We start from the raw sequence: 14,113 nt of genomic DNA, 5'->3' as shown, positions 1-14,113 counted from the left end.
GCCCGGCCTTCAGGCCCGGCGGGCGCCTGCCCGGCTCGCGGCCGGGGCCGGCGGCGCGGCGGTCGATTTGCCGCCGCGCGGTCATTGTGAGCCCGCTGCGGGAAGCGTAAGCAGGGGGCGACTTTGCCAGCCGGGAGGACCTTCATGAAGACCCTAGCGATCTCGTCGCGCACGATCTGCGGTATCGAGGAATTGCCCGCCCATAGCGAGACGGGGGTGACGCATGTCCTGTCGATCATCGACCCCGGCCATCCCGACATCCACCATTTCGAGGCCTTTTCCAAGCATCTGCGCACGACGCTTCGGTTCCACGACATCATCGACCCGCTGCCGGGGCAGATCATGCCGGCCAAGGAGCATGTCGGCGCCATTCTCGCCTTCGGCGACCAGCTCGACAAGGGCGCGGTGGAAGGCACGGCCGGGCATCTTCTCGTCCATTGCCACATGGGAATCTCGCGCTCCACGGCGGCCATGGTGACGCTGATGGCGCAGGGCGACCCGACTGCCGGCGAGGAGGAGCTGTTCGAGCGCCTTCGTCAGATCCGCAGCAAGGCCTGGCCGAACTCGGTGATGATCGCCTATGCCGACGAGAAGCTCGGCCGGGGCGGACGGCTGGTCGAGGCCCTTCGCCGCCACTACGGCCACCAGCTGAAGCACAAGCCGGAATACGGCCAGTGGATGCGCGAGCTGAAGCGCGGCCGCGAAGTCGAAATGGCGCTGCCCGCCTGAGAAGCCCGGACGCGGCGAGGCCGGAAGCACCGGCTTCGCCGCGCCCTGGAAGGCGGCTTGGACGCAGCCTTCCCTAGCGAATGACGGCTCGAACGTAATCCGCCTTGATCGCGACCGAAGGCTTCGCACCGGCGGTGTTGGGGAGCGCGCTGTCCACCAGGGCCGCCGCGGCCTGCACGTCGTAGCTGATGCGCGTGCCGGCGGTGAAGCCGAGCGCGGTGTCGAGGGCGCGGGCCGCGATGGCGATCGTCTCGTTCTCCTCGGTTCGATCAAAGTTGAGGCGGGAGCGGAGCGCGTCCGAGGTCAGCCGGACCGTCTCCGCATGCCCTTCCAAGGTAAAATCCGCCGCCTTGGTTTCGAGCGAGACGGTCGAGAATTCCCCGGCCAGCCTGACCTGCGAGGCGGCCTGGCGGATGTCGACCGAGACCCCCTTGCGGGTCGTCACATCGAGCGTGACCTCGCAGTCCGACGGCTCCAGCCAGGAGGACGGGCCTGCCTCGACGGTCAGCACCGCGTCCTCGATCCGCATGCGGCTTTGCGTTCGGCAGTCGTTGAAGAACCAGCTCGAATACCAGTTCGCGAACCATCCCGTGCGCCGACCGCCCAGCGTCGCGCGCGGCGCATCGCTTTCGCCGGTGGTCACGTGGATCGACGCGGCTTCGCCGATGACGCGAATTGCGGTCACACCGGGAATGTCGAGGGTCTGGCCGGGTTGGGTCCCGTCCTCCGCCGCAGCGAGCGAGGGCAGGGCCGGCAAGAGTATGGCGAGCAGAAGCAGGGCGAGCGGTCGGGCGTTCATCGGGCGGCTCCGTCGAGGGGTTGAGACGGGCGAACCTCGCCAAAAACGCGGGAAGCCGGCGACCTTGATTGCGATCGAGGTCGATCCGGATCGCGATCAAGGGCAAGGATGGGGCGCCCAACCCGCCCGACCCCAACCGTTCGACCCCTTTCCATGATTCTCGTTCCGCTTCCCTTCCTCGTGTCTCTGCTGCTCGTCACCATCCTGTTCCAGGCTCTTCGGCGGGATGGGGACGGGTTTCGCGCCAACCCTCTCTTCACGGCCCTGATCGCGGCCTATGCCCTGCAATCCATCCTCGTCGGCCTGCGTTGGGGCTATGATCTGCGCGCCGTTCTGCCGGTCATGTCGCCGCTGGCAGCGCTGATCGCGCCGCTCGCCTGGCTGAGCTTCGACAGTCTGGCGCGGGACGATCCGCCCCTGAGGCTCGCGGCGATCGCGCCGCATCTTCTGCCGTTCGCGCTCGTGGTGGCCCTCATACTGCTTTGGCCAGATCCGGTCGGGGCGGTGATCGCCGCGACCTTCGCGGGCTACGGCGCCGCGCTTCTCTGGCGGGCGCGGCTTGGCCCCGACGGCCTCGTGGCATCGCGCCTCGACGGCGTCCTGCGATCCCACCGCGCCCTGCAGATCACCGGCGTCGCGCTCCTGGCCTCCGCCGCGACGGACATTCTCGTCAGCCTGGATTTCGCGGTCAGCGGCGGCACGCATTCCGGCGCGATGGTCGCGGTCGGAAATGTCGCGACGCTCCTGGTTCTGGGGGCGGCGGCGTCGGTCGCCAGTTCGAGTTCGGTGGAGGCCGAGGCGAACGCCACCGAGCCCGCGCCGGACCGCACGGTCGCCAGCCTGCCGACCAAGGCGGATCTGGAGATCGCCAACGCGATCGAGACGCTGATGCGGGATAAGGAGCTTTATCGCGATGTCGATCTGAACCTGGAGAAGATCGCCCGCAAGCTGGGTCTGCCCGCGCGGGACGTGTCGAACGCCATCAACCGGACGCAGGCGATGAGCGTTTCGCAATATGTGAACACGCACCGCGTCAAACGGGCCTGCCGCCTGTTGCGAGAGACGGGGGAGCCGGTCACGAAGATCATGTTCGATGCCGGGTTCGGCACGAAGTCGAATTTCAACCGCGAATTCCTGCGCGTCACCGCGACGACGCCCAGCGCCTATCGACGCGCCGGGGGCGACTTGGCCGCGACCCCGCCCGTGGAGACGCGACAGCCGGTCGCCTGAAAGCGGGCGAACCCTGGGACAGCCTCCGGCTCGCCCGAGCCCGTCAGCCGTGGAAGCGGGCGCGGTAGCTGTTGGGGCCGACGCCCATCTGGCGCAGGAAGGCGCGTCGCATGGTCTCGGTGGAGCCGAAGCCGCAGCGCGTCGCCGCGCGCGATACGCTGGCGCCTTCCTCCAGATGCCGCCGCGCGCTCTCGACGCGGATCATCTCGACCCCCTCGGCGGGCGTGCGGCCGGTTCCCTCGCGGTAGCGGCGGCAGAAGGTGCGAAGGCTCATGCCGGCCTGGTCGGCCAATGCCGCGAGCGAAAGGTCGCGGTCGATATGGGCGGCGATCCAGCCATGCAGGGTTTCGAACCGCGCGTCGCTCGCCTGGAGCGCCAGCGGCGCGCTGAACTGCGACTGGCCGCCCGGGCGCTTCAGGAAGACGACGAGCTGGCGCGCCACGGCGAGGGCCAGCGCGCGGCCCCCGTCCGCCTCCACCATGGCGAGCGCGAGATCGATCCCCGCCGTGACGCCGGCGGAGGTCCAGATCGATCCATCGCGAACGAAGATGGGATCGGGTTCGAGGCGCACGGCGGGATAGCGGGAGGCGAACTCGGCGCAGCGCTGCCAATGGGTCACGGCCCGGCGCCCGTCGAGCAGCCCGGCCTCGGCCAGAAGAAGCGCGCCGCTGCACACCGAGGCCGTGCGCCTGGCGCGGGGCGCGCGCCGCTTGATCCAGCCGATTAACGCATCGTCCTCGCGCGCGGCGTCCACGCCGTATCCGCCCGAGACGATCAGCGTGCCGGGGTCGCGCTCGCAGCTTTCCGCCCGCTCGGCCTGGAGGACGAGACCGGAACTCGTCGCAATCTCTGGTCCCAGCGCCACCAAGGCGATCTCGTAGGGCTTCTCGGCTCCGCTCGGCGTCAGGTCGTTGGCCGTGGCGAAGACCTGCGCCGGCCCCGTAATGTCCAGGATCTGGGCACCGGCAAAGCCGAGGATCTCGACGCGGTGGGGAGGGGCGGGGGCGATTGGCATGATCCGAGCGATGATTGGCGCAATGGCCAAGTCGTCGCGCGATAGATTTGCCGCGTCAAGACAGGAGCGACCCATGAGCCTTCGATTCGGCATCCTCTGCTTTCCCGGCGTTCAGCAGCTCGACCTGACCGGACCTTACGAGGTCTTCGCCTCGGCGACGGGGGCGAGCGTCCATCTCGTCTGGAAGGACCTCCAGCCGATCCGCTCGGCGACCGGGCTGGTGCTGCAGCCCGACACGCTGATGTCCGACGCGCCCGATTTCGACGTGCTCTGCGTGCCCGGCGGCAGCGGGGTCAACGCGCTGCTGCGCGACGAGGAGGTCTTGGCCTTTCTCCGGGACAAGGCGTCGCGCGCCCGCTTCCTCACCTCCGTCTGCACGGGGTCGCTGGTTCTGGGGCAGGCCGGGCTTCTGGAGGGCCGGCGCGCGACGACGCATTGGAACGCGCTGGACTTCCTGCCCCGGTTCGGCGCGATCCCGGCGGAGCGACGCGTCGTGCAGGACGGCTCGCTCATCACCGCGGGCGGCGTCACATCCGGCATCGACTTCGGTCTGGCGGTGGTGGCCGAACTTCTCGGCCGCGAGGAGGCGGAGACGATCCAGCTGTCGCTGGAATACGCCCCGGCTCCGCCCTTCGACGCCGGGCGCCCCGACACCGCTCCGGCGGCGGTCGTCGCGGCCGCGAAGGCCCGCATGGCAGGGTCGAGGCGAGAGCGGGAAGCGCTTCTCCGGGCTTGAGAGCCCGTCCGCCTAACGGGCGGTAGCCTAGATTTAGGAAAGAGGGACCATGCGTCTTATCCTCGAGAACACGGCTTTGATCGTCATCGACGTGCAGCAGGCCTTCGACGAGATGGAGCGGGCCGGCGCGAAGCGGAACAATCCCGAGGCGCCGGCGCGCATCGCGGATCTTCTCGCCGCCTTCCGCGCCGCCCGGGCGCCGGTCATCCATATCCGGCACGCCAACACCGACCCTGGCTCGCGCTTCCACCCACAGGCGACGGGATACGCGGTGCGCGAGGACGCGCGCGAACATCCCGGCGAGCCCGTTCTGGTGAAACACGTCAACAGCGCCTTCATCGGAACCGATCTCGACACGCGGCTGAAAGGCATGGGGCTTTCGACCCTGGTGATCGTCGGCGCCACGACGAACCATTGCGTGGAGACCACGACGCGCATGGCGGGCAATCTCGGCTACGACGCGATCCTCGTCGCGGACGCCACCTGGACCTTCGACCGCGCGGGCCCGGATGGTCGCCTCCATGCGGCCGAGGACATCCACGCCATGAGCCTCGCCAATCTCGACGGCGAGTTCTGCCGGGTGTTTCAGGCGCGGGATGTGATCGAAGCCCTGGCAAGGAGCGGCGACGCGCTTTGACGGGCGGGGTGCTGCCGGGCTGTAGACGCCGAGCGCCGGGCCGAGCGGCCGGTCGTTTCGGGCTTGCCGATCGCCGGCTGAGGGGACAGGGATGAGCCTCGGCATTTTACATGCGCAAGTCATGGTAGACGGCTGAATATAAAACCTAGAGTTATTATGCTGCTTGCGCTACGTCACTTGGCGGACGGTGGAGGAAAAGCACCGTCCGATGCCGCATTCGCACCTGGGAAGAAACAGTTGTAGAGGCGGGACTGGCGAGTTCCTCGCCGTAGTGCCGGAAGCGTTCAACCCGACGAAGTCCCGCCCTAGCGGGGTCAAAGCAAGTCAGAACTTCCGTTCAAGATCGCCCCGCACTTGAGCCTGATTGGGCTTGGACGAACTCTCCGATTGGGTTGAGAGGCACGGAACGACCCTTATTGAACCCTATCGTCATGGACCTCGGAAACAGCCCGACGATGATCGGAGGACATAACCAAAGATAGTGGGTCCATTAACGGGATTCGAACGTCCGCGACCCATAGTCCCGGAGAGAATGCCACGACCCAGTTTCCCCCGATATCGGCATCAACGGTAGCTCCGATGCTCAAGCGTTTCCTGTTCGACCGTCGGGGGAACTTCGCCGTCATGGCGGCGGGCGTCCTGATCATGCTCGCCATCGCCATCGGCGGCGCGGTGGATGTCAGCATGCTGTCGCGCGATGCAAGCGCGGCGCAGGCGGCGGCGGACGCGGCGGCCTTGGCGGGCGCCAAGCGAATGGAAACCGGCACCGCCAGCGACGCCACCGCGATGATCAATTCGGTGGCGACCGCCAACCTGCCCGACGATCTGAAGTCCGCCACCATCGCCAGTGCGATCGACACGGCGAACGGGCTCGTCTCCGTCACCATCTCGGGAAGCTACAAGACAGCGTTTCTCTCGCTGGCTCACACCGACGCGCTGACCTATTCGCGCCAGTCGCAGTCCACGATCAAGCGCAACGGCTATATGGACTTCTACTTCCTGCTGGATGTCTCGGAATCCATGAACATCGCGGCGGACGCGACGGAGCGGGCCAAGCTGCAGGCCACCACCAAGGCCGCCAACAATCGCCCCTGCGCCTTCGCCTGCCACGAGGTGGAGCCCTATTGGAGCCCCAAATCGGTCTACCAGATGAATCAGGAGGCCGGCGCCAACAAGGCCAAGCTGCGCATCGACGTTCTTCAGGACGCGTTCGACACGACGGTGGACAATCTTCTCGCTGTGAACGCCAAGAGCGACAACCTGACCATCCGCATCTCGACCGCTGGCTTCAGTTCGGCCTTCGAAAAAGGCCTGACCGCCAGCACGAACGCGGTGGAGCTCAAGAAGTCCATCCGCAACTTCACGGTCGCCAACGGACACACGACCTACACGCTGGCGCTTCAAGGCTTGAGCGACATGATGGGCGGCCAAGCCGACGGCTCGGCCCAGACCAAACCAGAGAAGGTGGCGGTGATCATCACCGACGGCGTCAAGGACGAGCCGTCCTGGACGTTCGGAACGATCAACCAGGGCTATTGCACGGCGCTGAAGGACAAGGGCTTCAAGGTCGCCGTCCTGGAGATCAAGTACATCTACGACCTCGACTATCAGGGCTATTTCCTCAGCCGCGTCGCGCCGTTCTACACCTCGATCACGCCGCAGCTCGACGCCTGCGCCTCGCCCGGCCTGCACTATCTCGCCACCGACTCCAAGCAGGCCAGCGAGAAACTCTCCAGCCTCGCCAACGACCTCGTGCGTCAGAATCTGCGGGTCGAAAAATAGCTCCAGCTTTTGCCTGCGAGCGGCAGCGAAACTCGGCTCGTGAACAAGTGGTGCGTTATTCTATCGCGTGCTGGCGGGGCGTTCGCGGGACGGAAGATTGACCTTTTCCGCATTACCAGCCGCAGGCGCGCCTGAAGGACCGCGCGCCGGTGGGCGCCGTGGCGTTGATCCGCTGCCAGCATCCCCAGCACGGCTGCTCCTGCCGGGCGCGTTCCTGCGCTCCGTCAACGGCAGCCACGACGAGCAGGCGGTGGGCGACTGGGTCATCCCGGCCGCCTGCCGATGGGCCGTCGCCTGGTGCGCGCTCGGCTTTTCCCATCTCCGCATGGGGGTGAACGTCTGCGGCTCCCGGCTTCCGTCACGGCCTGACTCGCGGACCTGAAGGCGGCCCGCCCAATGTTGGCCGTAAGACCTGAGTTCCCTAACAAATCAATTAAAAAGTATGGGAACATAACCCCAGCGTTTGCCGTCACTGACGATAAGGTCGAAAGGCGCGGCTTACCGTCGCGGAAGCCTAGCGCCTTCTGGGGGCACCGAATGGTTACACATCTCGACATAGCCGTGGGCATCGCGGACGCGATTTCCGACGCCTCGAACGAAGGCGCGCCGTTGCGGATCGAGGATACGGCTCGATCCTTGTTGGAGGACGGGATGCCAGCTCCGCTCACCCTCGATCTCGTCGCCGACGTGCTGCGGGAAGAGGGCGTGAGCGCCGGCGTTGTTCTGTTCTGACATGAGCTTTTCCCCGCCAGCCGACCGTTACACGATCCAGAGAGACGAGGCCGGGACCTGGAATGTCCTGGATCTCGAAACCGAGCTTCCGGCGACCGTCAGAGACCGCATCCTCGTCGCCATGCCGATCGAGGAAGCGCGGGATGCCGCCGCCATGCTCAACATCATCGACAGTTGGCGCCGGGAGTCCTCGCCACCGCTGCGGGAGCCGACGATCCAGAGCGCCATCGCCTCCTATCTCGGCGATCGCCCCTGACAGCCGTTGGACTTTGCCCCTTATGACTTGGTGATCGAGCCCCGCCGCCAGAGCGGGGCTCGATCGTGTCAGGACCCGGCCCAGGTGGCGGATGTGCCAGCCTCGCCCTCGGCTTCCGCTTCCTTGTATTCGGGCGCGACGCCGCCGCTCGCGAGCTTGTTTTCCTCGATGGCGACCTTTTCGGTCTCGGTCAGTTCGCGGCCTTCCGTCTGGGCCTGCTCGCCGGACCGAACCGCTTCTGAGGCTTTCGCATCGGGCGCCGTCACGGGGCGGTCGGGCGAGGCGAGGGGCGTGGTGATCTTCGACATGGCGTTTCCTTTCAGGACATATGGGAAAGGAAGGTTCCACCCGGACAGACGTTCCGGCATCCCGCGCCATCCTGTCCCGATCGCGGGCGAACAGGCCGCGAGGTCGGCTCTGTCCCCATGCGCCACTCGCATACGGGGCGTGCGAGCGGGAGATAGCGATAAGGCGCAGGGCTCCCCTTCGACCTTTGCGCTCCTCAATGTTGGGGGCGAGGCGTAGGGTTCCCTTATTGAGAGAACAGGAAACCACCGGCCACCACCGACGAGAGGCCGGACAGACAAGGAAGACACGATGTCCCTCGCTCGCTACTTCGAAGATCGCCGCCAGTTCCGCCGCGTGGCTCGCGAACTGAACAGCATGACCGCCCGCGAACTCAACGATCTCGGCCTCTCGCGCGCCGACATCCCGGCGGTCGCCCGCCAGTCGGTCCGCTGACCCTTCCCCCCTTTCGCTTCGGCTGGTCCTCCCCCATCTGAAGCGCTTGAACCGAGCGGTTCCTCCCACCCTCGGTTTGCCTCCGCGCCCTTGCCGGTCCTCCCCCGGCAAGGGCGTTTTCGTTTGCGCGCGGCGCGTCTCGGCGCGATTTCTTTCGTCCCGTGTTGGACAAGGCGCGTGCCGAGAGGTCACTTGCCTCGCGATAGGGAAGCCGGTTCATTGGCTCGTCCCACCCGAATCGAGGTTGAGCGTCTTGCCGAACTTTCCGATCATCGACGCACATGTGCATCTCTACGATCCCGCCCGGATCGACTATCCCTGGCTCGCGTCCGCTCCCGCCATTGCCGGTGCCTTCCTGCCCGGAGATTTCGATCGAGCGCGCGGCGAGGTCGAGGTGGACGGCATCGTCTTCATGGAGGTGGACGCGGCGCCCGGCCGGGAGGAGGACGAAGCTCATTTCGTAGCCGAACTCGCCGCCGAAGACCCCCGCATCACCGGCATCGTCGCCAGCGCGCCGGTGGAACTGGGAGCCGGCGTCGCCGAGCATCTCGGGCGCCTGCGTGAGGTTGGGCTGGTGCGCGGCGTGCGACGCCTGATCCAGGACCATGCCGACCCCGATTATTGCCTGTCGGGGAACTTCTTAGAGGGCGTGCGCGAGGTCGGCCGGGCCGGGATGAGCTTCGACATCTGCATTCGGCACTGGCAGTTCGCCCAGGCCGTCGAACTCGTGCGCCGCTGCCCCGACGTCGCCTTCGTGCTGGATCACATCGCCAAGCCCCCGATCGTGGAGGGCACGATGGAGCCATGGGCCAGCACGATGCGGGCGATGGCCGAGCTGCCCAACGTCGTGGTGAAGATCAGCGGCGTTGTGACCGAAGCCGACCATGCCGAGTGGCGGCCAGAGGACGTCCGGCCCTTCATCGACCACACGGTCGAATGCTTCGGCTTCGAGCGCTGTCTCTTCGGCAGCGACTGGCCGGTCGTCAATCTCGCCGCGAACTACGAGGCCTGGGTCGCGCTTCTCGATGACGCCTTCGCCGGCGTGTCGGAAGAGGACCTGCGCCGCTTCTATCGCGACAACACTGCGCGGACCTACGGCCTGACCGCAGCCTGACCGGCGCGGCGATTGCAATTGGAATGGGCGAAGGGAGCGGGCGCCGCCCCCTTCGCCTCGAATGCCTCGACCTTTTCCCTCAGCCGAAGCGGCGTTTCATCGCTGCGAGCACGCCCTGATCGGCGATCTCGGCGACGGCTTCTCTCAGCTCCGAGACGAAGCGCGGATGCTGCGGCAGGTCCCGTCCGAAGACAGGCTCGAAGCTAAGAAACGCCTCGGTCTCGGCGGAAGGAGGGAGCGGCGCCGATGGCCGGCCCGCCCATGCGCTGAGCGCCGGGTCCTTGATCTCGAACGGAACGCCCGCGTCGCTGACGCCCGCGCAGGAGCGCAGCCAAGCCGCGACGGCGAAGACGAGGGCGTCGACGCTTTCGCCGCGCTCCAGCCGCTCGCGCAGCGGGGCAAGCAAGCGCTGGGGCACCTTGAGCGAGGCGTCGGTGGCGATCTGCGACGTGCGATGGGGCAGGTCGGGATTGGAAAAGCGCGGCAAAAGCGCGTCGCGGTAGGCCCGGCTCACCACCGGCTCGATTGACAGGGTCGGTTCCGTCTCGTCCCAATAGCGGTTCAGGAAGCGGCCGACGGACGGGTCGGCGACGGCCTTGGGAACCGTGGCAAAGCCCGCGAGCAGGCCGATGGCGGCGATGGCGGTGTGCGCGCCGTTCAGGAGCCGCAGCTTCATGTGCTCGTAGGGTTCGACATCGGCCACGAAGCGCACGCCGCTCGCCTCGAAAGGCGGGCGCGGGCCGGCGAAGCGATCCTCGATGATCCAGTCGAAGGCGGGTTCGGCCAGGATGGGCCAAGCGTCGCGAACGCCCAGCATGGCCTCGATCGTCGCCCGGTCCGCCTCCGTGCTGGCCGGCACGATCCGGTCCACCATGGAGGAGGGGAAGGCGATTTCGTCACTGACATAGCGGCCGAGCGCTTCGCTCTTCAGCGAGGCGAACTCCGCGAGCACGGTGCGCAGGATCTCGCCGTTCTTGGAAAGGTTGTCGCAGGAGATCACCGTCAGCGGCGGCGCGCCGGCGAGGCGGCGCCGGTCGATGCCCGCGGCCAGGAAGCCCAGCGCGGTGCGTGGCACGGCGCCCGCGGCAAGGTCGGCCTGGATGGCGGGATCGCTCCTGTCCAGCCCACCGGTCGCCCGGTCGATCCCGTAGCCCTTTTCAGTCACGGTGAGCGTCACGAGCTTGATTGCGGGATCGGCGATCGCCGCGATCAGCGCCTCAGGGTCTTCGGGCGCCACGATGAGGGCGAGGATGGAGCCGATCACCCGCGCCTCGATCGACCCGCGATCGCGCAACGCGAACGTGTAGAGACCGTCCTGCGGCGCCAGCGCGTCGCGCGTGTCGGGCGAGCGGAGCGAGGCCGCGACGATGCCCCAGCCCGCCTCGCCCCGCGCCAGCGCATCGTCCGCGAACACGGCCTGATGCCCGCGATGGAAGGCGCCGACCCCCAGATGCACGATGCCCGCGCGGGCGGTGGACCGGTCGTAGCCCGGCCGCGCGATGGCGGGCGGCAGGCGATCGAGCGTGGCGGCGCTGAGGCGGGGAGGCTGGGACATGCTGGGAACCCGGTTGGCGAGAAGAGGGTGGAAAGGGCGGGCGGTCAGCCGAACTGCAGGCCGCCGTTCATGTCGATCACCTCGCCGGTGATGAAGCCGGCGAGCGGCGAGGCGAGGAACGACACGGCATGGGCCACTTCCTCGGGCTCGCAGAGACGGCCGACCGGAATGGCGCTTCGCTGGCGCTCCAGATCGGCGGGGCTCAGCTGATCGAGGATCATCGGCGAGACGACATAGGCGGGCGCGATGGCGTTGGCGGTGATGCCCGTGCCGGCCAGTTCCCGCGCCGAGGAGAAGGTAAGCCCGACCAGCGCCGCCTTGGACACGGCATAGGCCGTCCCGGCGGTGAGGCCGCCCGACTTCCAGGCATAGGAGGAGATGTTGACGAGCCGGCCCCAGCCGCCGTCCTTCATGCCGGGCACGAAGGCCTGCGTCAGCAGAAAGGCGGCGTCGAGATTGACGGCCATCAGCGCGCGCCAATCCTCGAGCTTGGTCGCGGCCAGCTTGTCGGGCGAGAGAATGCCGGCATTGTTGACGAGAATGTCGGCCCGGCCGAAGCGGCCGAGAATGGCGTCCGCGCCCGCGCGCACGGCCTCGGCATCGGCAAGATCGATCGCGAAACCGGCGCAGTCCGTTTCCAGCGTGCCGCAAAGCTCGTTCAGCGCGGCCTCGTTCCGGTCGATCAGCGCCAGCCGCGCCCCCTTGGCCGCCAGCGCCTGCACCACGGCGCGCCCGATGCCGCCGCAGGCGCCGGTCACCACGGCCGTCTTGTCCTTGAATTCCATGTCGCGTCGTCCTCGTGAATCGTAATTCTCTTGGGGCGTAAGTCTTGGGGCGTAAGTCTTGGGGCGTAAGTCTCGGGGGGTCAGGGCTCGAAATGCCGGCGCTCTTCGGCGGGCATGCCCTCGAACAGGATGAAGATCTTGTCGAGATGGACGACCAGCGCGGTCTCGGCCGCATCGGCGTCCGCGCGATCGAGCGCGTCCATGATGGCCCTGTGCTCCTCGACCACGACCGGAAGGCGCTCCGAATTGCCGGAAAAGCGGATGAAGCGCGTCAGCTGCATCTTGGCGGCCATGACGCTCGGCCAGACACCCTCGTGCCCGGCCTGGATGGCGATCAGCTGGTGAAAGCGCTCGTCGTCCCGGTGAAAGGCATCGACGTCGCCGCGCGCGATGTCGGTCGACTGTGCCTCCAGGGTCTCCGCGAGCCGGCGCCCGGCCTCCGGCGTCCAGCGCAGGGCCGCCTCGCGGACCAGCGCGATCTCCAGCGTGCGGCGAACGAAATGACTGTCGTGGATGCCGCCAATCTTGATGCGCGAGACGAAGCTGCCCTGCTGGGGGAAGACGTCCACCAGCCCTTCTTCCGACAGGCGCTGGATGGCGGCGCGAACGGGCGTGCGTGACACGGAGAACTGCCGGCAGATCGAGTTCTCGCTGATCGCCGCGCCGGGCGGAAGATCCACCGCCAGAATGGCTTCGCGAAGCGCGGCGTGAACCTGATCTGCGACCGAGAGGCGCCGGTCGAGCTTGAGAACGAGCCCGCCGAGACCGCGCTCCTCCGGGGCGTTTGAGGGCTGGTCCGCGCCGAGACTGCTGGCTGGTGGGGGCATTGGAGAAATTCCCGTTGCGGCTTGGATACAAGTATACTAGCCTTGATGGACGATGCGCAAGTCAGCTTGGCCGAAACCCCGCAGCTTTCAAAACGGGGAAGACGGTCCACTCGGCATCGACGGTCAGGGAGGATCACCATGCGCCATTTCACTCGCTGCCTCATGGGGGCGGCTCTTCTCGTTTCGGTCGGAAGCAGCGCCCATGCCGCCGACGACACGCGGGTCGGCCTCGTCCCCGGCGGGCCCCATCCCTATTTCGCGGCCTGGGATCAGGCGGCCAAGGACGCGGTCCGCGACTTCGGGCTGGCCGGCGCCGACTACAAGGTCCCGCAGAAGTGGGAGCTGACGCAGCAGAACCAGCTTCTGGAGAGCATGCTCAGCCAGGGCTATAACGGCTTCCTCATCTTCCCCGGCGACAGCGTCGGCACGGTTTCCACCGTGTCCGAGATCGTGGGCAACGGCGCGCCGGTCGTCACCGGCGCCGGCTGCCTCAAGGACCCCTCGGAAGCGGCCTTCTGCCTTGGCACCGACACGGGCAATTCGGCCTATCTCGGCACCAAGGAGCTCTTGAAGGTCCTCGGCCAGGGCAAGCGCATCGCCCATTTCACCGGCTTCCTGGTCGATCCCAACACGCAGCTGCGCATCGACGCGGTGGAGCGGGCGGCCAAGGAAGGCGGAGCGACGGTGGTGCAGGTCATCGCCGATATCGACGCGCCCGAGCCCGCCGAAGAGAAGATCAACGCCTATCTCGCCGCCCATGCCGGCGAGATCGACGGCATCGTCACCACCGCCTGGGTGCCTGCCGTCGTGTCCGCCAACGCGCTGCGCAAGATCGGCGACAAGCGCATCAAGATGGTCGGCATCGACCATGACGAGGTGGTGCTGAAGGCGATCAAGGACGGGTTCGTGTCCGGCACCATGCTGCAGAACCCCTATGGGCAGGGCTATGTCGGCGCCTTCGCGCTCGACAAGCTGCGCAAGGGCTGCACCGTGAAGGCCGACGCGCCGTTCAAGTCCAACGCGCTGACCGCCAAGTTCATCGATTCCGGCACGATCTTCGTCGGAAGCGACAAGGTGGACACCTATGTCGACGCGATGCGCGACGAAACCAAGAAGCTGCTCGCCGGCTTCGACACCACCTATCTGACCTGCCCCTGAACAACGCGGGCCGGCGC

Annotated in this window: 16 protein-coding genes; 10 read left to right on the top strand and 6 right to left on the bottom strand. The window is 67.2% G+C overall.

Annotated elements, in window-relative coordinates:
* Nucleotides 1-144 precede the first annotated feature (144 nt).
* Complete coding sequence (locus M673_RS21715; protein WP_061978818.1) at nt 145-729, top strand: tyrosine phosphatase family protein; 585 nt, start codon at nt 145-147, stop codon at nt 727-729.
* 73 nt (nt 730-802) lie between these two features.
* Here the strand turns inward: M673_RS21715 and M673_RS21710 are convergent, their stop codons facing one another.
* Nucleotides 803-1,528, bottom strand: a complete 726-nt coding sequence (locus M673_RS21710; RefSeq protein ID WP_061978817.1) for a hypothetical protein — start codon at nt 1,526-1,528, stop codon at nt 803-805.
* 153 nt (nt 1,529-1,681) lie between these two features.
* Here M673_RS21710 and M673_RS21705 point away from each other — a divergent pair, with 153 nt between their 5' ends.
* A complete protein-coding gene (locus M673_RS21705; protein WP_061978816.1) occupies nt 1,682-2,758 on the top strand; it encodes a helix-turn-helix domain-containing protein in 1,077 nt (358 codons plus the stop codon).
* A 43-nt stretch (nt 2,759-2,801) separates the two neighbouring features.
* Here M673_RS21705 and M673_RS21700 read toward each other — a convergent pair whose 3' ends face one another.
* A complete protein-coding gene (locus M673_RS21700; protein WP_061978967.1) occupies nt 2,802-3,773 on the bottom strand; it encodes a GlxA family transcriptional regulator in 972 nt (323 codons plus the stop codon).
* Between the two features lie 73 nt (nt 3,774-3,846).
* Between M673_RS21700 and M673_RS21695 the strand changes: the two genes are divergently transcribed.
* The 5 genes from M673_RS21695 to M673_RS21675 all read left to right on the top strand — a co-directional run bounded on the left by M673_RS21695 (nt 3,847) and on the right by M673_RS21675 (nt 7,916).
* Nucleotides 3,847-4,509 (top strand): DJ-1/PfpI family protein, encoded by a 663-nt coding sequence (locus M673_RS21695; RefSeq protein WP_061978815.1) that lies wholly within the window; start codon nt 3,847-3,849, stop codon nt 4,507-4,509.
* 49 nt (nt 4,510-4,558) lie between these two features.
* Nucleotides 4,559-5,146: a cysteine hydrolase family protein gene (locus M673_RS21690; RefSeq protein ID WP_061978814.1), complete on the top strand. Its 588-nt coding sequence runs from the start codon at nt 4,559-4,561 to the stop codon at nt 5,144-5,146.
* A 579-nt stretch (nt 5,147-5,725) separates the two neighbouring features.
* Entirely contained in the window at nt 5,726-6,928 is a 1,203-nt protein-coding gene (locus M673_RS21685) for a pilus assembly protein (protein WP_061978813.1), read from the top strand.
* A 537-nt stretch (nt 6,929-7,465) separates the two neighbouring features.
* Nucleotides 7,466-7,660, top strand: coding sequence for a hypothetical protein (locus tag M673_RS21680; protein ID WP_061978812.1), 195 nt, complete (start codon nt 7,466-7,468; stop codon nt 7,658-7,660).
* A gap of 1 nt (nt 7,661) precedes the next feature.
* On the top strand, nt 7,662-7,916 hold the full coding sequence (locus M673_RS21675; protein ID WP_061978811.1) for a hypothetical protein: 255 nt from the start codon (nt 7,662-7,664) through the stop codon (nt 7,914-7,916).
* A gap of 68 nt (nt 7,917-7,984) precedes the next feature.
* On the opposite strand, the gene M673_RS21670 is transcribed toward M673_RS21675, so the two are convergent.
* Nucleotides 7,985-8,224 carry a hypothetical protein gene (locus tag M673_RS21670; RefSeq protein WP_061978810.1) on the bottom strand — a complete coding sequence of 80 codons (240 nt, stop codon included), beginning with the start codon at nt 8,222-8,224 and terminating at the stop codon, nt 7,985-7,987.
* A gap of 289 nt (nt 8,225-8,513) precedes the next feature.
* On the opposite strand from M673_RS21670, the gene M673_RS23840 reads away from it, so the two are divergent.
* Nucleotides 8,514-8,657, top strand: coding sequence for a DUF1127 domain-containing protein (locus tag M673_RS23840; RefSeq protein WP_082639998.1), 144 nt, complete (start codon nt 8,514-8,516; stop codon nt 8,655-8,657).
* A gap of 253 nt (nt 8,658-8,910) precedes the next feature.
* A complete protein-coding gene (locus M673_RS21665; protein WP_061978809.1) occupies nt 8,911-9,771 on the top strand; it encodes an amidohydrolase family protein in 861 nt (286 codons plus the stop codon).
* A 79-nt stretch (nt 9,772-9,850) separates the two neighbouring features.
* Here the strand turns inward: M673_RS21665 and M673_RS21660 are convergent, their stop codons facing one another.
* The 3 genes from M673_RS21660 to M673_RS21650 form a co-directional block, all read right to left on the bottom strand.
* A complete protein-coding gene (locus M673_RS21660; protein WP_061978808.1) occupies nt 9,851-11,326 on the bottom strand; it encodes a mannitol dehydrogenase family protein in 1,476 nt (491 codons plus the stop codon).
* 44 nt (nt 11,327-11,370) lie between these two features.
* Nucleotides 11,371-12,111 carry an SDR family NAD(P)-dependent oxidoreductase gene (locus tag M673_RS21655; RefSeq protein ID WP_061978807.1) on the bottom strand — a complete coding sequence of 247 codons (741 nt, stop codon included), beginning with the start codon at nt 12,109-12,111 and terminating at the stop codon, nt 11,371-11,373.
* An 80-nt stretch (nt 12,112-12,191) separates the two neighbouring features.
* Entirely contained in the window at nt 12,192-12,938 is a 747-nt protein-coding gene (locus tag M673_RS21650) for a GntR family transcriptional regulator (RefSeq protein ID WP_061978806.1), read from the bottom strand.
* A gap of 138 nt (nt 12,939-13,076) precedes the next feature.
* Here M673_RS21650 and M673_RS21645 point away from each other — a divergent pair, with 138 nt between their 5' ends.
* Nucleotides 13,077-14,096, top strand: coding sequence for a sugar ABC transporter substrate-binding protein (locus M673_RS21645; protein WP_061978805.1), 1,020 nt, complete (start codon nt 13,077-13,079; stop codon nt 14,094-14,096).
* The last annotated feature ends 17 nt before the right edge of the window (nt 14,097-14,113 follow it).

The sequence above is a fragment of the Aureimonas sp. AU20 genome, assembly GCF_001442755.1.
Classification (GTDB): Bacteria; Pseudomonadota; Alphaproteobacteria; order Rhizobiales; family Rhizobiaceae; genus Aureimonas.
This window is presented reverse-complemented; position numbering and strand designations above follow the sequence as displayed.